24 protein-coding genes are annotated in these 23832 nt (G+C 68.0%); 2 read left to right on the top strand and 22 right to left on the bottom strand.

Annotation, left to right across the window (positions count from 1 at the left end; translation table 11 throughout):
- Window positions 1–223: 223 nt before the first annotated feature.
- The 21 genes from FLG15_RS11645 to FLG15_RS11545 form a co-directional block, all read right to left on the bottom strand.
- Window positions 224–565: a hypothetical protein gene (locus tag FLG15_RS11645; RefSeq protein WP_150146351.1), complete on the bottom strand. Its 342-nt coding sequence runs from the start codon at window positions 563–565 to the stop codon at window positions 224–226.
- Window positions 562–1524, bottom strand: coding sequence for a phosphoadenosine phosphosulfate reductase domain-containing protein (locus tag FLG15_RS11640; protein WP_150146349.1), 963 nt, complete (start codon window positions 1522–1524; stop codon window positions 562–564). Before FLG15_RS11640 ends, FLG15_RS11645 begins: the two co-directional genes overlap by 4 nt.
- The gene (locus FLG15_RS11635; protein WP_150146346.1) at window positions 1521–2921 is read right to left on the bottom strand and encodes an integrating conjugative element protein; all 1401 of its coding nucleotides are present in this window, start codon (window positions 2919–2921) and stop codon (window positions 1521–1523) included. Before FLG15_RS11635 ends, FLG15_RS11640 begins: the two co-directional genes overlap by 4 nt.
- A 13-nt stretch (window positions 2922–2934) precedes the next feature.
- The gene (locus FLG15_RS11630; protein ID WP_150146343.1) at window positions 2935–3867 is read right to left on the bottom strand and encodes a TIGR03756 family integrating conjugative element protein; all 933 of its coding nucleotides are present in this window, start codon (window positions 3865–3867) and stop codon (window positions 2935–2937) included.
- A complete protein-coding gene (locus FLG15_RS11625; protein ID WP_150146340.1) occupies window positions 3864–4307 on the bottom strand; it encodes a TIGR03757 family integrating conjugative element protein in 444 nt (147 codons plus the stop codon). Before FLG15_RS11625 ends, FLG15_RS11630 begins: the two co-directional genes overlap by 4 nt.
- A gap of 145 nt (window positions 4308–4452) precedes the next feature.
- Window positions 4453–4947: a RadC family protein gene (gene radC, locus FLG15_RS11620; protein ID WP_150146337.1), complete on the bottom strand. Its 495-nt coding sequence runs from the start codon at window positions 4945–4947 to the stop codon at window positions 4453–4455.
- 279 nt (window positions 4948–5226) lie between these two features.
- Window positions 5227–6165, bottom strand: coding sequence for a hypothetical protein (locus FLG15_RS11615; protein ID WP_244665525.1), 939 nt, complete (start codon window positions 6163–6165; stop codon window positions 5227–5229).
- A gap of 126 nt (window positions 6166–6291) precedes the next feature.
- The gene (locus FLG15_RS11610) at window positions 6292–6867 is read right to left on the bottom strand and encodes an amino acid synthesis family protein (protein WP_150146334.1); all 576 of its coding nucleotides are present in this window, start codon (window positions 6865–6867) and stop codon (window positions 6292–6294) included.
- Window positions 6868–6882: 15 nt separating this feature from the next.
- Window positions 6883–7830: a Bug family tripartite tricarboxylate transporter substrate binding protein gene (locus tag FLG15_RS11605; protein WP_150146331.1), complete on the bottom strand. Its 948-nt coding sequence runs from the start codon at window positions 7828–7830 to the stop codon at window positions 6883–6885.
- Between the two features lie 73 nt (window positions 7831–7903).
- The gene (locus FLG15_RS11600) at window positions 7904–8797 is read right to left on the bottom strand and encodes an NAD(P)-dependent oxidoreductase (protein ID WP_150146328.1); all 894 of its coding nucleotides are present in this window, start codon (window positions 8795–8797) and stop codon (window positions 7904–7906) included.
- Window positions 8798–8959: 162 nt separating this feature from the next.
- The gene (locus FLG15_RS11595) at window positions 8960–9877 is read right to left on the bottom strand and encodes a LysR substrate-binding domain-containing protein (protein WP_150146326.1); all 918 of its coding nucleotides are present in this window, start codon (window positions 9875–9877) and stop codon (window positions 8960–8962) included.
- Window positions 9878–10015: 138 nt separating this feature from the next.
- Window positions 10016–10726, bottom strand: coding sequence for a DsbA family protein (locus tag FLG15_RS11590; RefSeq protein WP_150146323.1), 711 nt, complete (start codon window positions 10724–10726; stop codon window positions 10016–10018).
- Window positions 10727–10740: 14 nt separating this feature from the next.
- The gene (locus tag FLG15_RS11585; protein WP_150147670.1) at window positions 10741–13620 is read right to left on the bottom strand and encodes a conjugative transfer ATPase; all 2880 of its coding nucleotides are present in this window, start codon (window positions 13618–13620) and stop codon (window positions 10741–10743) included.
- Between the two features lie 56 nt (window positions 13621–13676).
- On the bottom strand, window positions 13677–14174 hold the full coding sequence (locus FLG15_RS11580; RefSeq protein WP_150146320.1) for a TIGR03751 family conjugal transfer lipoprotein: 498 nt from the start codon (window positions 14172–14174) through the stop codon (window positions 13677–13679).
- On the bottom strand, window positions 14155–15642 hold the full coding sequence (locus FLG15_RS11575; protein ID WP_150146317.1) for a TIGR03752 family integrating conjugative element protein: 1488 nt from the start codon (window positions 15640–15642) through the stop codon (window positions 14155–14157). Before FLG15_RS11575 ends, FLG15_RS11580 begins: the two co-directional genes overlap by 20 nt.
- Window positions 15632–16636, bottom strand: a complete 1005-nt coding sequence (locus tag FLG15_RS11570; RefSeq protein WP_150146314.1) for a TIGR03749 family integrating conjugative element protein — start codon at window positions 16634–16636, stop codon at window positions 15632–15634. The genes FLG15_RS11575 and FLG15_RS11570 overlap by 11 nt, the downstream gene beginning before the upstream one ends.
- Entirely contained in the window at window positions 16633–17325 is a 693-nt protein-coding gene (locus FLG15_RS11565; RefSeq protein ID WP_150146311.1) for a PFL_4703 family integrating conjugative element protein, read from the bottom strand. The genes FLG15_RS11570 and FLG15_RS11565 overlap by 4 nt, the downstream gene beginning before the upstream one ends.
- Window positions 17322–17777 carry a TIGR03750 family conjugal transfer protein gene (locus FLG15_RS11560; RefSeq protein ID WP_150146308.1) on the bottom strand — a complete coding sequence of 152 codons (456 nt, stop codon included), beginning with the start codon at window positions 17775–17777 and terminating at the stop codon, window positions 17322–17324. The genes FLG15_RS11565 and FLG15_RS11560 overlap by 4 nt, the downstream gene beginning before the upstream one ends.
- Window positions 17778–17785: 8 nt before the next feature.
- Window positions 17786–18154, bottom strand: coding sequence for a TIGR03745 family integrating conjugative element membrane protein (locus tag FLG15_RS11555; protein ID WP_150146306.1), 369 nt, complete (start codon window positions 18152–18154; stop codon window positions 17786–17788).
- Between the two features lie 17 nt (window positions 18155–18171).
- A complete protein-coding gene (locus tag FLG15_RS11550) occupies window positions 18172–18411 on the bottom strand; it encodes a TIGR03758 family integrating conjugative element protein (protein ID WP_150146304.1) in 240 nt (79 codons plus the stop codon).
- Window positions 18408–18800, bottom strand: coding sequence for an integrative conjugative element protein, RAQPRD family (locus FLG15_RS11545; RefSeq protein ID WP_150146301.1), 393 nt, complete (start codon window positions 18798–18800; stop codon window positions 18408–18410). Before FLG15_RS11545 ends, FLG15_RS11550 begins: the two co-directional genes overlap by 4 nt.
- Before the next feature lie 372 nt (window positions 18801–19172).
- Between FLG15_RS11545 and FLG15_RS11535 the strand changes: the two genes are divergently transcribed.
- Window positions 19173–19589: a hypothetical protein gene (locus FLG15_RS11535; protein ID WP_244665526.1), complete on the top strand. Its 417-nt coding sequence runs from the start codon at window positions 19173–19175 to the stop codon at window positions 19587–19589.
- Between the two features lie 237 nt (window positions 19590–19826).
- Window positions 19827–20672: a hypothetical protein gene (locus FLG15_RS11530; protein WP_244665527.1), complete on the top strand. Its 846-nt coding sequence runs from the start codon at window positions 19827–19829 to the stop codon at window positions 20670–20672.
- A gap of 136 nt (window positions 20673–20808) precedes the next feature.
- Here the strand turns inward: FLG15_RS11530 and FLG15_RS11525 are convergent, their stop codons facing one another.
- On the bottom strand, window positions 20809–23697 hold the full coding sequence (locus tag FLG15_RS11525; RefSeq protein ID WP_244665528.1) for a UvrD-helicase domain-containing protein: 2889 nt from the start codon (window positions 23695–23697) through the stop codon (window positions 20809–20811).
- Window positions 23698–23832: the final 135 nt, after the last annotated feature.

Below are 23832 nucleotides of genomic sequence, written 5' to 3'. Positions count from 1 at the left end.
CTAATTCGCATCATCGGCTGGCTGATGCCTCACGATCCTCATGTCTACTGGGGGAAAATGGCCATGGCGCAAGGACGACAATTCTCGGGCAGGCGGCATGCCGATCATGAATGGCTAATGCATGGCTAATGAATGGATTTCATCGGAGCGCTAGTCCCCACGTCTCCCCCACCAGCCGCTGCCCGAAGCCCTCGGATGGCTCCGATGTCACCAGCCGAGTTCTTCAAAAGTTGCTCAATTCGAAAAAAAGAACAGCCAGCACTGCCGCGACTTCCATTCGGCAAACGCGAGCGAGCTCTTCCACGCCCACCCCAGCTTGCTGCAGCCGGACACGAAGGCGCCGCCACAGCAGAATGGCCACCGTGTACAGGAAGATGCGCCAAGCCATGAAGAAGCTCGCATGCGCCTTGAGCCATTGCTCCCAGGCAGCGGCGCCGCCGATAGCCCGAATTCCCAGCGCATTGATCGCGACCGCCACACCGATCAGAAGGCCAATCCAGAGGGTTGCGCGCCCCACTGATCGCACGATCGACATCGCGCCGCGGCGCTCGGCGGGCCTGGTCACCGGCCGCTCCGTTCGCACAGTGCGAGGTCGGAGGAACAGCCGCTCCCAGCCTGGTCGTCGAAGAACAGCGCGTATTGCCGGCCACCGCGCGCCGTGTGGCACCATTCCACCAAGCGCCGGATGCCGGAGTATCGGCCCGGGCGATCCGCATCGGTAGGGTCCTTCCGCACCGGAAAAAACGTCGCCGAATGGCGCTTATTGGCCGCGGTAACGACGCGCTCCCAGCGCTCGATGCGGTCGATGTGCCCAGGAAAGCGCTCGGCGATCGAACGCAGTTCCGACTTGCAGGCATGGATGCAGGGCATGCAGCCGACGCGGCCCATGCCCAGGGCATACAGCGGATTGGGCGCGATGCCGTGGTCGGCGTGCTTCTTCCACACGTCCTGCAGTTTCCAGTCGAAGATCGGCCGCCACAGATAACAGCCGGATTCATGCCGGTTGATGCGCGGCTGCCGGGCGCGGTGCCGGCTTTCCTCGGCGCGGATCCCGAGCCACTGCACGACCGGACCCCGGCGCAGCATGGGAAGCACCACCTGCTCCGTGATCGGAAGCTCCTTGAGCTCGGAGGTGCAGAACTGCGCCATCCTCGAAGGAAAGCGTCCCTTGGTGATGCACAGATCCAGGTACGGATTGCCGGTCGGCTCGTGCAGCTCCGCCGCCTCGCGCACCAGCGCATCGGGGATGCCCATGCGCGGCCAGTGTTCGAGGATGTAGGCCTTGTGCTTGGCCATCCTCGCGCGGAAGTCCGCCTTCACCCATTCGATCGGCGGGCCGCCGGTGCGCTCGGGAAGCCGCTGCACGTATTCGTACGTGAGTTCATGCTCGTTGCCGGTGTCCGCGAACACCGCGCGGTAGTCCCGGCCGGATTCCAGGGCCAGCAGGTAGGTCGCGGTGGAGTCCTTCCCACCGGAGACGTTCACCAGGTGCTGCACGCGCCGCAAATGGCTGCCGGCGCTCATGGGGTGCTCCGCGGCTTCTGGATCTCCTGCACGCGGTCCCGTGTCGGATCGCCCTGGTAGATGCCGCGCGAGCCGGCGGCACGCGTGCTGTAGCGCTGGATCAGGGTCATCGGCGAATTGCCGGCCAGTTCCCGGCGCAGCTCCAGCTCGGTCTTGAGGTTCTGGATTTCCTGCTCCAGGGCGTTGCTTTCCTGGTCCACGGCCTTGGTGGCGAGTTCGTTGGCGGCGACGTTGGGCTCCTTGCGACCGGTCAGCAGCGTGCGCTGCAGCAGCAGGGCTTTCTCCATGACGCTGGCGAGGGCGACTTCCGACGCCAGGCGCTTGCCCAGCAGATCCTGGTCGGGCTCGTCGCGCAGCGCCTCGATCACCGCGCGCGTGAGCGGCAGGGAAGCGCTGCCGGCCGCGTCCAGGTTCGCCGAGGTCGGCGGCTTCGCGCCGGTCACGAGGTCCTGCAGCGCTTTCAGCTTGACCTCGTACTCTTCCTGGATGAGCGGCGTGAGGCCCACGCCGGGCGTAGTCGAGGTTTTGGTACACGTCTGGCACGTGCGCTGCTCGCGCTCACCCAGCACCCGGGTCGCCCAGGTGGCGGCGGCCTGCGGCGAAGACCACGTCTGGCAGGTCAGGCGCCCGTTGCACTGGCCCGCTGCGATGGAGGACGTGTCGGTGGCTCCGCGCCCGTTGAGCAGGTTGTAGCCGGCCCGCGTCACATCGCCCACGACCTTGATCGGCGACTGGCCCGATCCACCGGCGTTGCCGCCGCCCACCCAGGGAACGCCGCTGTTGCCCTTGTTGCTCTCCGCGCGTTCGATCGCGGAGACCGCGTCGGTGCTGGCCACCGCCTGCTTGAGGGCCATGCCTTCCGCGAGCTGGTCCCAACCGGTCTGGCCGCCCGCCATGTCCGCCATGCGGCCCGCGATCGCGCGGCACGTCATCTTGGAGCGGTCGAAGTCCAGGCGGGCCTGCAGGATGCCGTTGGTCAGCAGGTTGTAGAGCCCGGGATCGGCCCGCTGGATGATGAGCGCCGGCAGCGACGCCACCGCGCTGGTAGCGCTCTGGATGACGTTGCTCATGATCGACTGGAAGCCGTTCGTGACGCCGTTGAGCTGGTTGCGGAGCGTGGTCGTGATGCTCATGTCGCCGCAGATCAAATTGCTGTTCCAGCCCACGCCGACCCCGATGCTTTGCATGTTGCCCGCCGGGCCCATCGATACCGCCCGGCCGCCGCCGATGCTGTAGAGCACATCGCTGCCGATGACGCTGCCGCTGGAACGGATGCCGTCCTCGTCGATGCGTGTCTGTGCGGTGGACGTGGTGCAAAGCGCCGTCAGAACGACCAGCGCGGCGATGCCGCGGGCACGCGTGTGGCGACGCCGAAGCGGATGTGGGGTGTCTTTCATCCAGGGGCCTCCGTCAGAAATCCACGCTGCCGAGAAAGACCTGCCCGCGCCGCTGGCAGCAGCTGTACGGACGCCAGAGCGCCCAGGCGTAGTCGCCCTGCTGCGCCTGCACGAAGGGTCCGGAATGCGGAAACACCGCGCAGCGGTTCGACAGGGTGGGGGTCAGTTCCTGCCACTTGCCCGAATCGGGATTGCTCTCCACCAGCGGACCGGCGGGCCAATAGCCCGCGGACGAGCGCGCGAGCAGCGGCTGGTACACGTGGGGTTGTCCGGTGCGCGTCACCACGTCCCCGGCCCGCTGCGCGACCACGGCGCCGCTCCAGTGGTCGTGGGTCTGGTGCAGGAAGCCGCCCCGGGGATAGACGTTGCCCCAGAGATTGGCCGTGAGCCGCGAACCGATTTCCCGCACGCCGGGCGTGAGCGATTCGGGGTACACCGCCTCGGGCACGTTGTACCGCCACGCCAGCGTGTCGAACGTGCTGAGCAGGTAGGGAACGAAGGGCGTTCCCGCCCCCTCGCAGGTGTATCCCGAGCGGCTGACGAACGCGCTGAAGGCGGCGCCCGCGGGATGGCCGATCACGTCGGCGTTCTTGAACTTGGCGAGATTGTTCTCGTGCTCCTCGTTCGTCGTGCCGTCGCCGCCGGCCTGGGCGGTGGGGTTGGGCGTGCTCATGGCGCGCACCTCGACCCAGGGGTTGGCCCCGGTGTTGCTGTAGCTGGAGACGACCGCATCCGGGACGTAGTGCCGCACCTTGACCGACGTGCGGACGGTGCAGCCACTGGAGGTGCAGTAGAGCCAGTAGCAGATGCCCGCGATGCGATAGGCCAGGCAGTCGGGCGACAGCGCGGCGGTCACGATGCTCGCGGTATTGAGCGCGAAGGACGGCCCAGTGCTCGCCAGCAGCACGCAGGCGACGGCCCTCCGGAGTTTGCGCAGGCGCATCATGGCCGGGCATCCCGGTGGGCGGCGATACGCGCGAGCGCGCGTGCCACGTCCGCATCGCCATAGACGACGTAGCGCCCATCGACCACCACCGCGGGCAGTTTGGCGACGCCGAGGTGGTACGCGTCGGCCACGCCCTGGTACGCCTGGGCGATCCGCGTTTGCAAGTCCCGCTGCATCGGGGAGGCCAGACGCTGGCGCAGCAGGGATTCCGCACGCCGGGGATCGGCCGGCAGGTCCGCGCCGAGCTCGGCGATCAGGCGTGCGGGGGCGTCCAGTTCAATGACGGTCATGCCAGGGGCCGTGGCGACCGGGTGGGCGCGGTCCGTGAACACCTGAACATCGGCGGCGAATGCGGTGGTGGCGAGCTGCAAAGCCAGGCCTGCAAACGCGGTGGCAAGGCGGGCCGTGTGCAGGACCGTGGGACGGAGGCGAAGCGGCACGTTGGAAACTCCCGACGCGATGCGGATGCATGCAGTGGGTTGCCAGTCGAACGCATGCGCCTGGCCGGCGCCATCGCAAAACAGGACGCGGTGCGTTCCGTGTTGTTCTAAAAAGAGCGCGCCCCGCTGCCGGGGCGCCTCTGGATCACAACAAGCCCGCTTGGGCGAAAGAATAGGGTGCGCCCTTCCCGACGATCACGTGGTCGAGCACGCGGATGTCCACGAAGTCGAGTGCACTCTGCAGTCGTTCCGTGAGCATCCGGTCCGCTGCGCTGTCCTGGATGTCACCCGAGGGGTGGTTGTGCGCGAGGATCACCGCGGCTGCGTTCAATTCCATCGCGCGTCTGACGACCACGCGCGGATGGACGATCGCCTGGTTGATCGTGCCGAGCGCCAGGGCCTCGAACGCGATGACCCGGTGCTGGTTGTCGAGGAAGACCGCGCCGAAGATTTCATTGGGCTCGCGGGCCAGCTTCAACCGCAGGTAGTCGAACAGGGCTTCAGGAGAGGGGATGTGCGCTTCGCGCTGGAACAGTTTGCGTTCCAGCACTTCGATGGCGCGGTAGATCAGACGGTTCTCCTGGACGGAGAAAGCGGGTGCGCTGGTGCGTGCCAGCACTTCGGATGTAGGTTGTTCCATGGTGCCTCCGGCGTGGATGAGAAGGAGGTCCGGAACTCCCCGAGGGGACGGACCCCTGGGGTTGAAAACGATGTGCATCCTCCAGCGCTTGGGCGCTGGGCGTCCGCGGTATCGGATGCGGTGCGGACGGGAGCGGTCGACGCGGTGTCCCGCGCCACAGCCTCGAAGACCGCGGCTGTGCTGGGAAGTGGAGACGCAAACGTCCCCGCTGCCTGCGCCGCAGGATGGAGGCCGATCGCGCGGTTGCCTACCGGGAATCCGATCCGGCATGCACTCCGTTTATGCCATGGCACCCGGACGGCAGGAGGGCGCCACCGCGCCGCCCAACAGCAGCCTGCGCGCCTCGATCACCGCGGTCTGACCCTGGATGGACAGCGCGCCCGTGTCGTCCAACAGCCGCGCCCTGGACAACTGCAGCAGCACGGCCGCCCCCGCGCGCATGCGGTGCTGCTGTTCGGGATCGAACTCCGCGTACACGTGATCGGCAGGCGCCGCGCCCGGGGCGCCGCTGTAGCGGGTGGTCAGTGCGCAGAGAATCCGTTGCGCCAGCGGGTCGATCCGGTCCGAGAGCCGCGTCAGCATCCATGCGCACTCCTGCAGGCGCAGATCGAGCGACAGCAGGGCGCTTGCCATGCACTCCAGCTGGTGCAGAGTGTCGCGGTAGCCGCCCGCGAAGACCGGGCTGCGCGTATCGGGATGGTCGTGCATGCTCCGGGCCAGATCGCTCAATGACCGCAGCAAGGCCGTGTCGATCACGCCGCCCAATACCTGCCAGGAGCGCTGCAGGTAGAGCGGCACTTCGCCGGACGCGATCCAGTGCAGCGTCGGGTCGTCGGATGCTTCGCTGAAACTGGCGTGGTGCATTCCCACGCCGCACGCGATCCGGGAGGTGGGCGACAGGCCATGCCAGCCATGCCCCAGCATGCCGGCCGACCAGTTGGCTGCGGCGCGGTCCCCGTCGGCGATCAGCCCCAGCAAGGGGCCGCCCTCCAGCCGATCGAAAATCCTGGCGAGACGTGCCGCGGTCACGCCCAGTGCGCGCAGGCGGGCCAGTGCCACGGCGTGCGCGCGGGTTTCCAGCGCATGGCGCACGGCCTCCATCGCCTTGGCCACGCGCAGCATCTGCAGGCGTGTCGCCGGGTCTTTGAAACTGCCGGTTTTCGCGAGCAGCGCGATGGCCTCGGCCAGAAGCCCATGGGCCTCGGGGTCGGTGATCATGTCGGTAGCTCCTGCCAGTCGCCGCACGTGGGAACCCGTCCGGTCCTCGGGGGCGCGCCCGCACCTGCTCCGGGTGGAGCATGCGGTCGAGGGAATGGAAGCCCGGCCCGGTCGCCGGGCGAGACGTCAGCGCTGGCCGTCGCCCGCGGCGATCTGGTCCGCGCGCAGGCCGCCCAGCCGCTCATGGACGCGAGCGCCCGTGGACATCACCAGCGCATAGAGCAGCTCGTCGGGCCGCGGCCCGTCGGCCACGCCCACCTCCATCGCGGCGAAGTGGCTGCGCACGTAGCAGGCCTCGATGTGGTGCATGGGGATGTGCAGCCGCGTGCCGGCGCACGCCACCGCTTTCACGGCGGGAACGATCGACTTGGCGCGGGGCAGCGCCTCGCGCATGGACCAGCCGCCCGCCTCGTGCCAGACGGCACCGTGCTCCAGCTCACCGTCGGTGCCCACGATGGCGCCTTTGCCATAGGCCTCGATCCTGTCCTCCCCACCCAGGGCAGCCAGCAGTTCAGGCACCAGCGAGCGGGCGAGCTCCCGGGCAGCGGCGGCCATCTCGGAGAGGTCTTCCACATAGCGGCCGGCGCAGGGATTGCGCACCAATGCCGCGATCGATCCCATCGTGACGGGGATGGCGCGCGCCGGGCCGCCCTCATGGTGGATGCGTTCGACGTTAAGGAGGATCTTGCGGATCTTGAGCATGGCGGTGCTCCGGCCTCATTGCGGCGCGATGCCGGCGTCGCGCGCGATCGTCGTCCACTTGGCGATGTCGTTGTCGACGAGCCGACCGAAGGCCTCGGGCGACGACGGCGAGGGCGTCAGACCCGCCTGGTCGAAGCGCTGCTTGACCGCCGGATCCGCAAGCGCTTCACGCAATGCCGCGTTGATCCTCGCGATCACGGTGGCAGGCGTGTGGGCCGGTGCCACCATGCCGAACCACACGGAAATGTCGTATCCCCGCAATCCCTGTTCGGCCAGGGTGGGAAGGTCCGGCGCAAGCGGGGTGCGCTGGGCCGAGGTGACGCCCAGTGCCACCACACGCCCCGCGCGTGCCGCCTGCAGCCCATTGACCAGATCGACCACGGCAAAGTCGATGGTGTCGCCGATCAAGTCGGTCATCGCCTGCGGCACGCCCTTGTAGGGCACCGGGGTTGCGGTGAATCCCGCCTGGGAAACCAGCCGTGCCGCCGACAACTGGATGCTGCCGGATCCGTTGCCATAGGAGAGCTTGTCGGGGTGCGCCTTGCCGTAGGCGATCAGATCCTTCAGCTGGGTCACGGGCAGCGACTTGCGGGCCACCAGCATGAACGGTGCTTCGGCGATCTGTCCCACCGGCGCGAAATCCTTGCGGGGGTCGTAGGGCAGGGATTTCACGGTGGCGAGGTTGCTCGCTCCGTTGGTGACCCCGACCATCAGCAAGGTGTAGCCGTCGGGTGTCGCCCGCACCGCGGCCATCGTGCCGGGGATGGCATTCCCGCCGGCCTGGTTGTCCACGACGATGGGTTGCTTGAGGCGGGTCGCCATGCTCTCCGCGAGCGTGCGTGCCACGACATCCGTGATGCTGCCCGCGGGCAGTGGAACGATCAGCCGGATCGGCCGGTCGGGGAAGGCCGATGCCAGCAGGGGTAGGGTGGCGATGAGCGATGCGATGATTCTTCGTTTCATGGTTTCTCCTCGGGAAGCTGGGTTTGTTGTGCTGTCGCCGCCGGTTGCGCCAGAGCGGCCGGCGGGCGCTCGATCAGGCCGCCGCGGCTCCGAACACGGCGCCGGCCTGCCGTTCGATCGACTGGATCGCGGCGATGTTGTCCGCTTCGCCGAGGCCGTCGGCGACGGCCTGGTCGAGCAACTGAAGTGCCGCCTTGCTGACGTGCATGGGAACGCCGAGTTCGCCCGCGGCCACGAGCCCGAGCTGCACGTCCTTGCGCAGCAGTTCGGTGGTGAAGCGGACGGGAAAGCTCCGGTCCAGGGCGCCTTGCATGCGCTCCATCGTGGCGAAGCACCGGCCGCTGGAGCGGTTGATGACGTCCAGCATGGTGCGGGCGTCGAGCCCTGCCTTGGCGCCGCACACCAGCGCTTCGCAGCTCGCGAGCATCGCGCTGGCGTAGAGCGTGTTGTTGATCAGCTTGAGGGTCTGGCCCAGGCGCACGTCCTCACCCAGGTAGAAGATGTGGCGCCCCACGGCGTCGAGCACGGGCCTGGCCCGCTCGTACGCCGCCAGCGGGCCCGCTGCCATCACCGTGAGCAGCCCTTGCGCCGCCGCTGCCGTCCCGCCGCTCACCGGCGCGCTCAGGAAAGCCACGCCCGCGCGGTCCAGCAGATGGCCCACTTCTGAAGTGGTCTGGGCACCCGTCGTGGACAGATCCACGACGAGCAGCGGGTCACGGACGCCGGCCGCCGCGGCGATGGCCTCGGCCACGTCCCGCACGACCGTGGGCAGCGGAAGGCTCAGGGCAATCACCTGGGCGTTCGCCAGGACATCGACCAGGTTGGCCGCGGCGATCGCCCCCGCTTGCGTCGCTTCTTCGCGTGCCTGAGCACGCGTGTCATGCACGATGACGCGGTGTCCCTGCGCCATCCATCGCGCTGCGAAATGGCGCCCGATGTTCCCCATGCCGACCAATCCGATGTCCATGTACCGCTCCCTGTTTCGACAACAATGGACCGGATGCTAGGAAGAGAGGGCGCCGTTGGCGATTGCGAAATCAGCCCAAGCCCTTGCGTTTTCGTCAATCGCTGCCGTGCTGCCTGGGAATGCAGAACGGCCGTTTATTCGAGGAATAACGACGATTCCAAGTCATGCCGTTGCGCCTGCGCCTCTGCGGCGATCAAGCCGCGCCTCCTCCTGCAGGGCGGCGACGAACAGATCGGCATGCGGACGACTGCTGGCGAGCATCGAGCGCAGCACGGTCGGGGTGAGCACGATGCCGGTCGCGAGCGGCACGACGCTGAGATCGCGGCCCCACGCCAGCCCATCGACGGTGAACTCGTCCACGATCGCCACGCCCGCGCCGGCGCGAACCAGGGCGCAGGCGACATCCGTGTGGTAGATGTGGATGCGGGAGGGCAGGTGGACGTTGGCCCGTTCGAACGCCGCGGTGACCAGTTGTCCGAAGGGGATGCTCGGGTGGTGGGTGATGACCGGGTACGACGCGATGTCCTTGAACTGCGCTGCCGCCAGGCCGGCGAGGGCATGGTCCCGGGGAGCCACGCACACCATGCGGCCTTCGGTGAAGGGCGTCACCTGCAGGTTCGCGTGGTGCAGCGGCAGCACGGACACCGCCAGGTCCGCGCGGTTGCTCAGCACCTCCCCCGGCATGTCCGCGAGCAGGCTCGCGCGCACCTGCACTTGCACCTTGGGAAACTGCGCGAGAAATCGCGCGATGGCCCGCGGCACGAGACCGCGGCTGAGGCAATGGCTGGCGCAGATGTTGAGCGTTCCCGCGGAACCCACCCGCAGGTTCTCGGCCAGATCGGCCAATTGCAGTGCGTGCCGGTAGCAGGCCTCTACCTCGGGAAGCAGCGCGTTCGCCTCGCCGGTCGGCGCCAGCCGTCCCTTCACGCGCTCGAAGAGCGGATAACCGACATCGCGTTCCAGCTGCGTCACCATGCGGCTGACCGCGGACGGCGAGAGGCGCATCAGCGATGCGGCGCCCTTGACCGAGCCGGTGAGCATCATCGCCCTGAAAACTTCCATTTGACGAAACTGCAGCATGGCGCCTTCACGTGGTTGTGGGCGCGTATTTCAACGCGTCCACGGCGCCTCGCCGTCCCTGGATCTATACCGCCGCTTATGCGAGAAATAACTCCCCGTTTGTGGAAGTCCGGCGCTCCATGGAGCTGGCCATCCGCGTCAGGGAAGCGGAGCCGGGGATGCGAGCAGATCGATCGCGGACAGCAGCGCGTCCGCGGAGGTGGCTCCGCTCAGGACCACGGACCGGCCGGTCTGTCGCTCCTTCAGCCGCAGCGTCGGCGTGCCGCCGATCCCGTCGCGCTGGGCTTGCTGCGCCTGCTGCTGCACGATCGCCTGCGGGCGCGGGCTGTCCAGACACGACTGCAATGCCGGCGTCTCGCCAGGATAGCGTGCATCCGCGGGAACGCCGCGGCCTTCGGCGCGGGTGTGCGCATAGATCCACGACACGGCCTGCCAGAAGCCCGCATGGCCCTGCGTTTCGCCTGCGCATTCGGCGAGCCGGGCCTCGCGGCTCGCCGCCGGCTCGTGCAGGGTGAGCGGCAAGTGTTGCCATTGGAGATGCACATCCGGAGTGGCGTCGATCCAGCGCACCAGTTGAGGGATGTACGTCTGGCAGTAAGGGCATTCGAGGTCGGCGTACACGGTGATCGTGAAGCGCGCATCCGACCGGCCGTGCGTCCATGGCGGCCCGGCGGGCAGCGGCGGTGCGGTCTGCACGGCGTCGTCGCTGGCCGCTGGTGCTTGCGTATCCTTTGGCCAGAGGGCGAGAGCGAGCGCCGCAACCAGCAGCACGACCGCGGCGACGATGGGCCACTCCCTGCTGGCGAGCGCAGTGCGGCAGCGCGCGAGGCGCTCAAAGAATCCTTGCATGTCCGGCCTCCGGTTCAGTCCAGTGCGTGGTGCGGCAACGGCTCGATGCCGCGCGCGCGGTCGATCCTCTCGGCGACGAGGATCGCGGCATCCAGTTCGCTGATGCCGTGCTGCTGCATGAGCGCGAAACGCTCCGCCTTCTCCTCGGGCTCGGTCATCGCCATGGCGAGGTACAGGCTGGGCGGCACCGCCCGGAAAAGCAGTTCCATGGACTTGGAGAGGATGACGCCCTCGGTGAACTTTCCCGCCTCCTTGCGGGCCGAGAGCATCAACGCCTTCTGCGCCGCGTTGAGTTCCCTAAACCGCGCGATCTTCTCCACTTCGTCGGGCGGCATCGAGAGGCAGATCCACCACTCGATCATGTTGAGCATGGGCTCGGCGGCCCGGGGCAGGTCGTCCAGGTTCTGCGTCGCCAGCCAGTACCAGGCGCCGAGCTTGCGCCACATCTTGGTGATCTTCACCACGTACGGCGCAAGCAGCGGGTTTTTCGTGATGACGTGCCCCTCGTCGGTCACGTTGATGATGGGCCGGCCAAGGAACTGGTCACGCTCGGCGATGTTGTTCACCGTGTTGATGAGGGAGATGTAGGCCACCGACAGCTGCGCGTTGTAGCCCTCGCGGGCAAAGGTGGCCAAGTCCACGATGGTGATGTCGGCCTCGGGCCAGGGCGTGCCGTCGCGGTCGAACATCTCGCCGTCCGCGCCCTGGCAGAACATGTCCATCGCGTCCGCCATCTCCAGCAGTCGCGCGCGGCGCGCATCCGGCAGGTTGCTGTCTCCGGCACGCCCGCGCAGCGCATCGCGCACGTCGCGCGTCAGCACCATGCGGCCGGCGTCGGTGCAGTCACGTGCGGCATCGAGGATGCACTGCCGGATCAGGCTGCGGTCCGCGCGCGTCATGCGCGCTTCTTCCTTGTCCTCGCCGCCGGTGATCATCAGGCGGGCGGTGATCTCCAACTCGCCGAGCACGTCGCGCTGCTCGTCGCCGTCCGTTGCCGCGCCTTCGGCTTCCGCCGCTTCGTCGAGCGCGTCGGCATCGAGTGTGCGGACCTGGCTGGGCGTGTCCACCAGGCGCCGCGCATCGCCGAAGGGGGCGAGGCTGACGCCCGCGCCCGGCGCGAGCCGCACCCGATGCACCGTGAGGCCCAGGCGTGCGGCGAAGTCGCCGAACAGGCCGAACGAGTTGCCTGCCTCCACCACGAAGAGGCGCGGGCGGTAGATCGCCATCACCTGGTTGAGCAGGTTGTTGAGCGTGGCGCTCTTGCCCGAACCCGTCGGGCCGAACAAAAAAAGATGGGCGTTCATTTGCCGATCCCGCCGATTGAGCGGATCGAAGGTGATCGCATCGCCACCGCGGTTGAACAGCGTGAGGCCCGGGTGACCCGTGCCGCGGCCGCGGCCCCAGACCGGCGCCAGGTTGGCCGCGTGCTGCACGAACATGAGCTGCGTGTACCACTGGCGCGTGTCCTTGGCCGGGTCGAACACGCAGGGCAGCCAGCGCAAATAGGTGTTGAGCGGCGCGACCTCGTCGTCCTCGCGCACTGGCTGCAGGCCGGCGCCCAGCATGACGTTGGCGAGCTGCACGCCGCGCTCGTCCAGCTGCTCCAGATCCCGGCCGCGCAGGTAGAAGGCGAGGGCGCCGCGATAGAGCTTGTGCGCGCTGCCGATGAGCCCGCGCGCTTCCTGCACGTCGCGGCGCGTCTGCTCGGACGCCAGGGTCTCGCCCACGGCCTTGCGCGCCAGGTGGTTGAGATGGGATTCGAGCACGTCCTGGGGCGTGGCGACGAGCGTCAGGCACATCGCGGTGTCCTCCGGCATCTGGTCAAAGAGCGCGTTGATCGCGTCGCCCTTCCGTGTTTCGCCGGTGAGGTGCCCCGTGCCCGGCGCATGGCGCAGGCGGTCCATCACCACCGCGCGGTGCGGCATGCCGTCGAACCACCAGAGCCCGTTGGCGACATCGGAGCGCGGCGCGCCGAAGAAGAGGCGCTGCGCGAAGTCGGTGCCGCTCGCCAGCTCGATCTCGCCCTCTTCGGCATTCTCCGGATAGCGCGTCAGGTCGTAGAAGCGTTCCCGGTCCAGCGCGCTGCCTCCGAGCAGCGTGGGGCAGGGATTGAACCAGCGAAGCAGCCACGCATGTATGTCGGCCGCGCCGAGGCGCTCGGCACGCACGCCCGCGTTCGCGAGGCCGCCCTGCAGGCGGTCGCAGACCGTGGCCAGCGCCTGCTCGGGCGTGAGGCCGCGGCGCGGGGCTGCGCCGCCCGGAACGCGCCGATAGACCACCATGCGCACGCGGCGCGACTGCCCCCGCCAGGGCAGGCGCGTGACGGCACTGTCCTCGAACAGGCCGCCGGGTTTGCCGATCGCGCGCAGGTGGTGCGCGAAGAATCGCTGGTAGAAGGTGGTGAACTCCGAGCCACGCGCACGCGGCTGTACGTAGGCGTCCAGTCCGCGCAGGTAACGGTCCCAATTGGCCTCGTCCTGGGCGTAGAGCTGCACCACCCAGGGCTGGTCGTCCAGTTCGTCGAAGGCATCCTGCAGCGCATTCTCCAGCGCGTCGCGGGCCTGCCACAACCAGGCCATCTCGCGACCCTCCGTGCCGATCGGCACGAGCTCGAAGAAGGCCGCGACGGACACGCCATCGTCCAGCAGCATGCAGCGCGATGCGGGCAGGTATTCCGCCCAGGGCAGCATGTCCGCGAATGAGGGCGCCACGCCGTAGAGCGCGCGTTCGTCGTCCTCGGTGGCGCGCGGCTGCCCCGGAGGACGCGCACGGGTTCCGGGTGCGGGAATGCCGTGCCCGGCCAGCCGGGCGAGGTGCTCGTCCCACGCATCGGGCGGCGCGTCGCCGGGCGGCCCCGCGGCGGCTTGGTCCAGCCCGGCCACCCCGGTGCGCATGCGCCGCAGGGCGCCCGCGGCGCGCTCGGACCAATGCCAGCGCGGCCAGCGCGGCATCAGTAGTCCTCCACGCGTTCGCCTGGCATGGCGTACTGGATGCGCTGGTACAGCGGGAACACGGTGCTGTAGCCGGGCACGGGCACCGGGTCCGTGCCCGCCAGGTGCGGGAACACGTACATCACCAGGTCCGGATTGGGCAGCCGGCGGAACTGGCGGTAGATCTCGTTTTGCGCCGTGCGGGTGTAGGCCGTGTTGTCCGCGGGAATGGCCCGCACGTCGGCCGCGGTGAGCGGACGGCGCAGGACCTGCCGTGCGTCCATCAGCTGGCGGGACGCCGCGCCGCCGCCCGTGGCGACGCCACCAGCACCACTGCCGCCGCCGGTCTCCTGGTCCCAGATGTCGCGCATGGTGCGGTCGCCGTGCGAGAGCAGGTCGTCCTTGTGCGTGGCGCAGCCGGCCATCAGCACGGCAATGGCGATGAGTGGGGCGCGAAGGACGCGCTGGACATGCTGGATGCGCAGGGGCGCGCGGCGCTCAATCCAGGTCGATCGCATGGGGTGCTCCGGTGTGGTGGCGGACCTTGCGGCCCTGGACGTCGTAGTCGATCTGCAACGGCTGTTCGAGGTGGACGGCGACCCGGGCGCCCGGCGGCACGTACACCGCGGCGAAGGCCTGGCCGTAGAGCTTGTTCACCCACTGCGACATCTCCTGCACGCCGCCGGCGAGGATGCGGCCCATGGCCTCGTTGCCCGAGATGCCCACCGTGCCGAGCGAGCCGTTGCCGTTGCTCACCACCGCGACGTTGCCGCTGTCGCTCTTGATGAGCGAGGCGGCACCCGCGCCCGCGGCCGTGATGAGGGCCTGCGAGCCCAGGTACTGCTGCGCGTTGCTGCGCCGCTCGCCCCCGACGCAGGGAATGCCGTGCGGATCGCTGATCCAGCCGAGACCTCCCAGGATCGGGCCCTGGCCGTCGGCAGCGTTGCCATGGCTCGCGTTGCCACCGTTGCCGCCAGCGCCGCCCTGGTTCTTGTCTTCGGGGACGGTGCGAATGGTGCCGTCGCGAAAGACGAACGTCACGGAGCGGATCTGGCCGCGCACGCACGAGAGCGTCCAGTCGCCCGAGGCGGTGCCGCTCACCACGGCGCCCGCCACCTCCGGCAGGTCGATACCGTTGGCCGTGAGGTTGTCGGGTCCGATGAGCACCTTGAAGGGGTAGGGATCGTTGACGGTGCCGTCGATCGGCACGCGGCCGATGAGGGCGGTCATGGCGACCGAGCCCATCAGCGTGGCGTTCGTGGGGACCGTGTAGACCGGCTTGGCCGGCAGGGGCTCCGCGGCGACCGTGGTGGTGCCCAGCGAGGTGGCGGCAGCGGAGGCGGAGCCACCAGCCGCATCCCCCTCGGCGGACCCGAAGCGCATGGGGAACCGATCCGGCTTGCCGGTGGCGCTGGAAGCGCCCTTGCCGGCATCGGGGCGTGCATCGTCGGGCTCGATCCAGCGCACGCCCGGGCCGCCCTGCGCGCCGAAGCCCTTGCCGTCGCCGTCCTCCAGTCCCAGGCCGACCGGCAGGTCCGCGGAGCCGCCGCCCTTGCCGCCGAGCTGGTCGAGCTTGTGCTGCAGATCCTGCAGCATGCCCTGGGTCTGCTGCTTCTCGCCGGCCGCCTGCTCGCGCTCCTGCTGCAGGCGGCCGCGCTCGCCGTCGAGCGCGGACTTGATGCGCTGGTCGATCGCGTTCTCGCGCTGGCGCAGACGATCGTTCTCCGCGCGCTGGTTCTTGTTGTCGCCCATGGCCGTTTGCAACTCGCCGCGCAGTTGCTTCACCTGCGCGACCAGCGTGGCCACGGTATCGCGCGGCGTGTCGCCGTCGATCCCCAGGGCCTTCATTTCCTCGGGGGTGAGCTGCGCGGCGCCTTCGCCCGCGGCGGGCCGGTCGGAGCGGCCGGACGAAAGGTGGATGCCGAGGAACACCAGCAGCGCCGCCACGGGGATCATGAGCCACTTGAGCAGGCCGTTACTTTGCATGGTCGGCTCCCGAAGGCGGTTGCGGTGGAGGTGCCGGCACCGGCGCGGAGTCTGTCGCGTCCGTCGCGTCCGTCGCAGGCGTCGGCAGGTTCTGCGCCGCGTCGATGCGGCCGATGCGCGGCAGCAGCGCATCGCCCAGCCCGCGTCCGCGCGTGACCAGGTAGAGCACGGTGGTATCGGTGGCGTCGCCCGCCGGCCCCAGGCCCGGGTGCTGGAACGTCGCGGCCACGAAATCGCCGATGAGCATGCGCGGATCGAGGTCCACCCAGCGCGGCGAGGTGTTGGTCAGGCGCACGGCGGTGACCCACTGGTCTTCCATGCGCCAGGCGGCGAGCGCCCGCGCATGCACCGGCAGGGCCGGCGCGAGTGCGTCCAGGTCGAGCCCGCGGGGCAGGCGCGCAGGGGTCACACCGCCCGCGGGCTCCACGGTGCGCAGCGGCGCATAGAGGCTCTGCGCCGCGTAGCGGGTGAGCACGACGGCGACCGGCGTTTCGTGGCGTACCCGCGGGGCGGCATCGGGCGACAGTGCATCGGCGGGTTGCCCGCCGGCATCCGCCCCGGTGCCGCTCGCCCGATCGCGCGCGCCGTAGCGCGGTCCTGGCCCATCGCCTTCGACGATGCGGATCGGCTCCAGGGGCTCCAGCGGTGCTGGGCCGGCCTGGGCCGGTGCGGCGGCGATGTCGATCAGGATCAGCGCGCCGCTGTCGGCGTCCTGCAACTGCAGCCGCGTCGGCTCGATCGCCTCGCTGGCCTTGAGGTAGATCGCGCCGCCCGCGCTCTGCACGCGCAGCCGGTCGGCGATGGCCGCGGGCACGCCGACGCGCACGTTGCGGTCGATGAACACCACGCGCTCCTCGCCGACGCGCAGGGGGACCGCGAGCGGCATGCGATCCCACCGCAGGATCTGTACCGCGTGGGCTGCGGGCGTGGCGCCCAGCCAGAGCGTCGCCCAGAGGGCGGCTGCGCGCAGGGCAGACGGTTGGGTGCGCATCATGGCGTGGCTCCAGGCAATGCCGCGGGCGGAGCGGCCGGGGTGGTCGGCGCAGGCGCCGGGGCGGGAGCGGAGATGCGCTGCGGCGCGCCGCTGTAGCAGTCGAGTGCCAGGCCGAAAGGGTTGCGCTCGGGATCGACGTCCAGGCGCACGACCTTGAGCGGATAACGCACCAGTGCCCGCTTGACCTGTTCGCCGCCGTAGTACTCGTCGGCGCTCACGTCGAGGGTGACCACCCAGTCGCGCTCGGACAGCACCTTGACGCGCGCCGCGGGGTCTTCTCCATAGCCGCGGCCGGGGATCTCGTAGAGGCCCCGCACGCGCTGGCGCAGCTCGCCGTTGTTGCGTCGCGTCTCGTAGTCCTGCTGCAGCAGGGCCTGGCAGGCGGGTGTCAGGTAGGCGGACAGGGCGCGCAGGTTGCGGGGGTAGTCCTCCTCGCCATTGGTCGGCCAGCGGTTGAGCTGCTGGAAGATGTAGAGCGTGAAGGCATACACGCTCTCGGGCGGTACGTCCCACCACTTGCGCGTGCTGCCCGAGCGCAGATCCGGCGGCACGTGGATGGTGAGGTGGCGCGGCGCGTTCCACCAGCCCAGGCCCATCAGCAGCGCGAGCGCGAACAGCGCCGCGCCGGCCCGCCGCAGCGTCGCGACGTGGGCCTGCAGGTGCGCGACCTCGTTCTTGAAGCGGCTCATGGGCGGCCCCGAGTGCGGGGGGCAGGGCGAGTGGGGGGGCGAGTAGACGTGCGAGCGGGCGAGCGCGTGCGGCGTGTCGTCCAGTATCCGGTGCGTGTCACCAGGCCATGGCCTGCGGGCCGGTCGTTCCGATACGGACGCCGCAAGGCCAGACGCCACTGCAGCTGCCGGTACAGCCAGGTGTCGGGGCGCCCGCGCTTCTGGCGGCGCAGGACGCCGCCGCCGATGAACACGCCCGCGGCGATGCCCACCACGATCATGGTGGGCACCATCGCGATACTGCGCGTGATCCATGCCAGCGGCAGGCCCGCGAGCAGTCCGGCGGAGGCGGAAGCACCGGCGCAGACCCAGAGCTCATCGGCCGTCAGGCCGCGCACCACCACCGGCTGGCGGTTGAGGCGGTGCGGGAGAAACGCGACGAGGCCGTCGCGCGTGCTGTCCTGGGGCGCCATCGGTGCCCCTATAGGATTGCCGTGGCCTTGGTGAGCAGCCAGATGCCCACCACCAGCAGCATCGCGCCCACGGCCACCGTCAGGCCGAACTGGCCCCAGGTCGCGCGTCCCGTGTGGATCTCGGAATAGCGCGTGTAAGCGTGGTAGCAGACCCCCACGAACATCGAGGCGACGACCAGCAGCGCGACGAGCAGAACGATGTCGTAGCCGTAGTTCTGCAGCGTCTGCAGGATGCCCTTGCCGGCGCCGCGGGACGGATCTTCCATCGTGGGCAGGCCGGATGCGATGGCGGGGATCGCGACGGGCGTTAGGGCGGTCGCTATCACGGTGCGCGCGGTGCGCAATGCACCGCGGCGAGGGCGGTATTGGGGGTTCATGGCGAATCCTCGGTTCATCAGGAAAGCAGGAGGAAGGTCAGCACGAGGTACAGCGCGAGGAAGCGCACGATCACGACGGCGAATTGGCGCTGGGAGAGGCGTTGCTCGGCCCAGCCGATGTAGGCGGAGCGCATGGCCCACACGCCCCACAGCAGCAGAACGGCGAAGACGAAACTCAGCACGACGGTCGAGACGGCCGAAGGCGTGAAGCCGCCATTGGCCTGGAACGCGGCAATCTGTTCCGCTGTCGCGGTCATCGCGATCGCTCCCGCTGCGGCCAAGAGCGGGTGCTCTCGGCCGGCGCCTCACGGGTGTAACTGCCAGCCAGCGACGACGGGTCGCGCGGCTGCGCGCGCCGGGGCGTCAGGTAACTGGAGATGCCTGCACGCACGCGCTCCACATCGCTGCGCAGGCGGGCGTGATCGAAGTGGTATCGGGCCGCTTGCACAGCCTCCGTGGCCTCCGGTGCCCGGCCGATGCGGTCCACCTGATCGAGCAGGCGGATGGCGCTCGCCAGTTGCTCGCGTTCGAGCACGGGATCGGCGTGCGCGGACGCGGTGCCGCCACACAGGAGTGCCACGGCCAGCACGCCGCACAGGGGAAGGTAGACGGGAGCGGCGCGGCTGGCCGTGGCACGCGAGGTCATGTCGGGTCTCCTTGGGCTGTGGGGAGACTCGATGCTGGCAAGGCGCATCGAAGGGCGCTGCCTTCAATGGGGAAGACGGGCCGACCGCTTTGTGTGCGACGGGAGGTTTCGACGTTGGCGGCAGGATTGAGCGGCTCCTGAGGACATCGGAGCGTGCCGAATGCCGCGGTGCGCACGCCTGTGCGGCTCTGTGACGCAGCCCTTGGAACGGCGCATCCATCTGCATGCAGTGGGAGGGACGCGCTGCGCCCGCTCGTCTTTCTTCATCGTGCGGTCCCCGCGGCAGACGCACAGCGAAGGACTCCGTCGTGGAAGGTTTCGTAGAACGCGTCCTTCGTACCGCCCGTCCGCGTCCAGTGATGAGGTGTCCCGATGAATCGTGCAATCCGTATTGCGCTGTGCCTGCTGATGGCCGTCTCCCCGGCCTTGGCGTCCGCCCTCGGCCACGGAAGCGGCGCCGACCAGAACACCATCCGTTCGCCCGCCTGTCGCGCCGCGCAGAAGGAACTGGAATTCGTCACCAGCATCCGCACGATCGGCCAGGATGAAAAACGCATGCGTGCGAACGCGGCCATCGCCCAGGTCAATGCCAGCTGCGGCACGAATACCCCGTTGATGCAGGAGCCGCCGACGGTCGTCGCCCCGCAGGCCGTGACGATCACCCATTGCGACGCCGGCTTCTGCTACGACGCCGCGGGCGCGCTCTACAAGCGATCCGGACCGTCCAGCATCATCGGTCCCACGGGGCGATCCTGCACCCTGGCCAAGGGCGTCTGGGATTGCCCGTAACCGCGCCCGAGGGTCGCTTTGCTGGTCGTGCAAGGTTGATCTTCCCGGCGACATTGCCCGGGCGCGTGCCGCTACGCGCGGCCGCGTGTGTCGCTGACATGGAAGCGGCTGGAGCACCCAGTTCCTGACGGCCTGACACCATCGTCGATCCTCGGACCCATGGGCGGAGAAGCCTGTGACCTCCGTGCAGGAATGATCTGCGAAGATCGGTGGTCCCGGATCGTACAGGTGGAGACCATGGATGAAGCATCTGCACCGGAATTCAGCCGGCTCGTCAGAAGCGGCGTGGACAGTGGCGACGCGAAAGCCTGGATGCAGGAGGGGGACGGGCAGGCAGCGACCGCGCGTTCGATCCGAGCCCGGTGGTTGCGACAAAAGCGGCAGACCAATAGGGACAGGCCACCGAACTTGCGAAACGTCGAGTGGATGGCGCTGACCGGAAATCCCCCTGCATCGGTGCTTCTCATGGGATACGCCGTCGAGATGTACCTCAAGGCCGGCTTAGCCAAATGGCTGGTGCGCTGCGAGAAATCGCTATTGAATGGAGATACGAAGGCCTATAGCCACGATTACACGCAATTGGCGGATGACCTGCAAATCGATGAGGCGGTTGCCCCTCGGCACCTTCTGCGCTTCCTGTCTAAAGCGGTCACTCTGGAGGCAAGGTATCCCGCCCAGCCTGAGCTTCGGAAGACCCCGATCGAGGCAGTCAACCGGCGGACGGGCAATCTGTGGAGCCAGGATAAATTCCGGAGCCTTTGCCACTTGGTCAAAAGACTTCGCGACCATGTGCGGTTGATGGATTCCGACCGCAGAAACCCGGCATCGACCCAGAGCTTCGGACTATCCGCTGGGGGCTATCTCGTCATGCGCAGGGGAGGCCATCTGCCTTCGAGGGTGACGGTGTGCCCGCCCGATGGACAGACATGGGGCCTTGCCGAAATCAGCGATGTGCTGCAGCGGTGTCCTTCCTTCGAGGTCCAGCAATTCTGGAGGCAATGCGAGATCCATCTCGTCGCCAGAAAAGCTGGGAAGAAGCGCGACGTCTCCAAGAAGATCCACCCTCCGCGATCCCGACAGTGAGCCGTCATGCTTCCCGCAGCATCGCCATGCCGGCCAAGTCGGGACTTCCTTGACCCGAATGCATGCCGGTCCCTGGAGGGCGTCATCGCCGTGATCGCCGAATGGCAGGAGGGTGGTACAGCAGGATCGCCATCCTTCAGGAGTTGACCGCCGGCACCTGACGCCGGGGGATCTGGCCTCGATAGCCGCATCGCGCCGAGCGGGAGCAGACGAGTTTGAGCTCACTGTTGCGAGGCGGCTGTAGCGATCCCACCTTGCACCGTGGGCAATCTGCGCGGTGAGCGCCCAGGTTGACCCAGTCGATGAAGGTGTGACGTTCCGAGAGTGCCGACAGTTCCAGGACGTATTCGCTCGGCGCCTCCCCGTTCGCCAGTACGATCACCTGGTGCTTGGCCCGCGTGAGGCCCACATAGAGCAAGCGGCGCTCTTCTTCGTTCTCGTGGGAGAGCTTGGGCAATACGAGGTCCAGCAGCGGCTCCGGCGCCCGCTCGTCCGGGAAGCCGCGGAACCCGGAATCGAGCCCCACCAGCACCACGAAGTCAGCCTCGAGCCCCTTGGAGCCATGTATGCTCATGACCTCCACCTCCAACTGGCCGTCGTACCTGGCTTTCAGCGCGTCGATAGCGTCCTTTGAATCCAAGCCCTGCGGCGCAGTCGTTTCTGCGGTCGTGCGGGTGAGGATCTGCACGGATGGAAGCGCGATGCCGAGATCCTTGCCGGTCTCGATCAATGCCGCCAGTTGCGTCTCCAATGCCGACATCCGGTGTTCGGCACCAGGCTTGTGGAGCACCACGCGCACGCAGTGGGACAGCCGGTCCGCCCGCGCCTGCACCGGCTTGTCGAACTGGTTGGCATTCTTCAGCACCAGTTCGCGGGCCAGTGTGGCGATCCCGCTGGAGCAGCGGAACGTGCGCGAGAGCATCAACTGGCGTTCGTGGCGCCCGAAGTGGTTTCCGATGTTCTTGAAGATGCCGACGTCGGAGCCAGAGAATCGATTGATCGTCTGCCAGTCGTCGCCCACGCAGAAGACCATCGATTCATCGGGTGCCTGGTCCAGGACGGACTTCACAAGGTCCGCGCGCAGACGCGCGATGTCCTGGAACTCGTCCACCAGCACGAACCGGTACGGCGTCTTGACGCGGCCGTCGCGCAGAGCGGCCAGGGCCTCGCGCAGCATGTCGGCGTAGTCGATCTTGCCTGCATCCCGCAGCGCCTGCTGGTAGGCGTGGAAGACCGGGAAGGCCACCTTCAGGAAGAGCAGTGCACGCCACGAGTTGGGCTGCCGCTTTGCTTCCTGCAAAACCTCCCCTTCCGTGAGGCCCGAGTCCTTGAAGCGCAGCACGAAGTCCATGACGAGCTGCTCGAGTCCTTCGATCGGGCCGAAGCTGGCGATGGCCCGGCGGTACACGTCCTGGGAGCGCGGACCCACCACGATGCCGGCATTCTTGAGCGATTGCTCCAGATGGTTCCACAGCGTGCCGTCGCGCATCTGTGCCGAGGTGGTCTCGAAAAAGACTACGGGCTTGCCGGTGCGATGGCCACCGGCCAACCGCTTCTTGAACATCGCACGCTTGCTGCGGGCCTGTGCCTCGTACTCGGCACCGCCCATCCATGCCGGTGCCCGGCCGTTGCCGTCCAGTGCGAAATGCTCGTGGATCACGCGCACCTCGCGCTGGGTGCCATTGCTCAGTTGCTGGGTCTGGTAGGTGAAGTCCGGCTTGTAAGGGCGCTGCTTCTTCGTGGATTCGGACACGCCGAGCCCGAGGAGTTTGGCTCCGTCCCAGTCGGGCGTTTCATACCCGACGGGAATGCCGCGCAGGAACAGCCAGTTCACGATGCTGCGCTCTTCCAGGGAGCGTACGTGGATCGCAGGGTCCAGCGTGGGAATGGTGGGTTCGTAGCTCTTCTTTCCTTCTTCTCTCTTCGCCTTGATGCGCTGCCGGCAGCATTCCTCGTAGCGCTTCTCGCAATCCTCCAGGTTGCCAGCAATGCCGGACGGACTGGGATCCTCGAAGGGCGCGAAAAGTAGCCAATCGGCGAGTGCCTGCTGAAAAGGGAGATCCTCATCCTTCAACCGGTCGATGACCGTGCGCAGGAAACGTCCTTCCTCTCCCGCCTCTTCCTTCAGCACGCGCGGACGGATGCCTTCCCCATTGGCCTCGACCATCACGGACAGACCGAACGAATGGAAGGTTTTAGATGCCACCGCCACCTTCCGCCCGATGGCCTTCGAGAGCTTCTTGGACAGCCGTTCATCCAGGCTTTTGGCGGCTTTCCTGTTGTAGGCCAGCGCGAGTATCTCGTGGTCCTGGAACAGACCGGACTTGAGCGCGAAGCCGATCTTGCCGACGATGCACGAGCTCTTGCCCGACCCCGCGGCGGCAACCACCAGCGTCGCATCCTCGAAGACCAGCGCTGCGGCGGTCTGCTCCGGGGTCAGGGGACTGCTTTCGACCGCATTGAAGTAATCGGCCTCGGCCTCGATCTGGTACGCTAGGTATTGCTCGTTGTGCTGCGTGCGCGATGCTTCGGGTTCGTTGACGCGCTTGGCGAGGCCGGCCAGTTCGTCCTTCAACGACCGGGCCAGCTCCCTGTCACTCGGCGCAAGCAATGGGTGCCGTTGAAGCGCATCCAGGACTGGCGCTACCTTCCGAACCATGTCCGCATGGTTGTTTGTGATCCGCGCTGCCTGAGAATGCCTCACGTAACGGTCCGACCGGTACGTGCGCTCGATGTCGGATCGAATCGGGACCAGTGCCCGGTCGGCCGCATCGAGCGCGCGCGTCAATTCCCGATGGGCGCGCTGCAGGATGGCCTTGCGCGCCTGCGCCCGGGCTTCGCCACGCAGGACGAAAGACCGTTGGTGTTCTTCCCTGCCGGATCGGTAGGTCAGAATCACATGCCCACGGTCCAGCCACCGCGGCAGGAACCAGGACGGTGCCCGGTCCTGCACTGCAGACAGCTGCCAGTACCGTACTTCCTGTCCTGCCATCGACGCCGCCTTGGCAGAAATCTCCAGGCTCAACGGCTTGCGAAAGCAAAACCATACGTCCCGCCAAGACTCCCTGACCGACACGGTCGGCAAAGCCTCGGGTCGTTCCCGCTTATTCGTAACTTCCACCCTCGCTCCCCCCTTTATGGCGCAGATGGTAAGCGAGGC

It is taken from the genome of Xanthomonas phaseoli pv. dieffenbachiae (assembly GCF_008639345.1).
GTDB lineage: Bacteria > Pseudomonadota > Gammaproteobacteria > Xanthomonadales > Xanthomonadaceae > Xanthomonas > Xanthomonas phaseoli.
This window is presented reverse-complemented; position numbering and strand designations above follow the sequence as displayed.

Coding starts and splice junctions, on each gene's coding strand:
- FLG15_RS11600 (WP_150146328.1), bottom strand. CDS start 8,797: ATGGACATCGGATTGGTCGGCATGGGGAACATCGGGCGCCATTTCGCA.
- FLG15_RS11630 (WP_150146343.1), bottom strand. CDS start 3,867: ATGATGCGCCTGCGCAAACTCCGGAGGGCCGTCGCCTGCGTGCTGCTG.
- FLG15_RS11585 (WP_150147670.1), bottom strand. CDS start 13,620: ATGCGCACCGGGGTGGCCGGGCTGGACCAAGCCGCCGCGGGGCCGCCC.
- FLG15_RS11555 (WP_150146306.1), bottom strand. CDS start 18,154: ATGAACCCCCAATACCGCCCTCGCCGCGGTGCATTGCGCACCGCGCGC.
- FLG15_RS11605 (WP_150146331.1), bottom strand. CDS start 7,830: ATGAAACGAAGAATCATCGCATCGCTCATCGCCACCCTACCCCTGCTG.
- FLG15_RS11550 (WP_150146304.1), bottom strand. CDS start 18,411: ATGACCGCGACAGCGGAACAGATTGCCGCGTTCCAGGCCAATGGCGGC.
- FLG15_RS11640 (WP_150146349.1), bottom strand. CDS start 1,524: ATGAGCGCCGGCAGCCATTTGCGGCGCGTGCAGCACCTGGTGAACGTC.
- FLG15_RS11610 (WP_150146334.1), bottom strand. CDS start 6,867: ATGCTCAAGATCCGCAAGATCCTCCTTAACGTCGAACGCATCCACCAT.
- FLG15_RS11570 (WP_150146314.1), bottom strand. CDS start 16,636: ATGATGCGCACCCAACCGTCTGCCCTGCGCGCAGCCGCCCTCTGGGCG.
- FLG15_RS11635 (WP_150146346.1), bottom strand. CDS start 2,921: ATGAAAGACACCCCACATCCGCTTCGGCGTCGCCACACGCGTGCCCGC.
- radC (WP_150146337.1), bottom strand. CDS start 4,947: ATGGAACAACCTACATCCGAAGTGCTGGCACGCACCAGCGCACCCGCT.
- FLG15_RS11560 (WP_150146308.1), bottom strand. CDS start 17,777: ATGGCGCCCCAGGACAGCACGCGCGACGGCCTCGTCGCGTTTCTCCCG.
- FLG15_RS11580 (WP_150146320.1), bottom strand. CDS start 14,174: ATGCGATCGACCTGGATTGAGCGCCGCGCGCCCCTGCGCATCCAGCAT.
- FLG15_RS11530 (WP_244665527.1), top strand. CDS start 19,827: ATGGATGAAGCATCTGCACCGGAATTCAGCCGGCTCGTCAGAAGCGGC.
- FLG15_RS11535 (WP_244665526.1), top strand. CDS start 19,173: ATGAATCGTGCAATCCGTATTGCGCTGTGCCTGCTGATGGCCGTCTCC.
- FLG15_RS11545 (WP_150146301.1), bottom strand. CDS start 18,800: ATGACCTCGCGTGCCACGGCCAGCCGCGCCGCTCCCGTCTACCTTCCC.
- FLG15_RS11565 (WP_150146311.1), bottom strand. CDS start 17,325: ATGAGCCGCTTCAAGAACGAGGTCGCGCACCTGCAGGCCCACGTCGCG.
- FLG15_RS11590 (WP_150146323.1), bottom strand. CDS start 10,726: ATGCAAGGATTCTTTGAGCGCCTCGCGCGCTGCCGCACTGCGCTCGCC.
- FLG15_RS11595 (WP_150146326.1), bottom strand. CDS start 9,877: ATGCTGCAGTTTCGTCAAATGGAAGTTTTCAGGGCGATGATGCTCACC.
- FLG15_RS11575 (WP_150146317.1), bottom strand. CDS start 15,642: ATGCAAAGTAACGGCCTGCTCAAGTGGCTCATGATCCCCGTGGCGGCG.
- FLG15_RS11615 (WP_244665525.1), bottom strand. CDS start 6,165: ATGATCACCGACCCCGAGGCCCATGGGCTTCTGGCCGAGGCCATCGCG.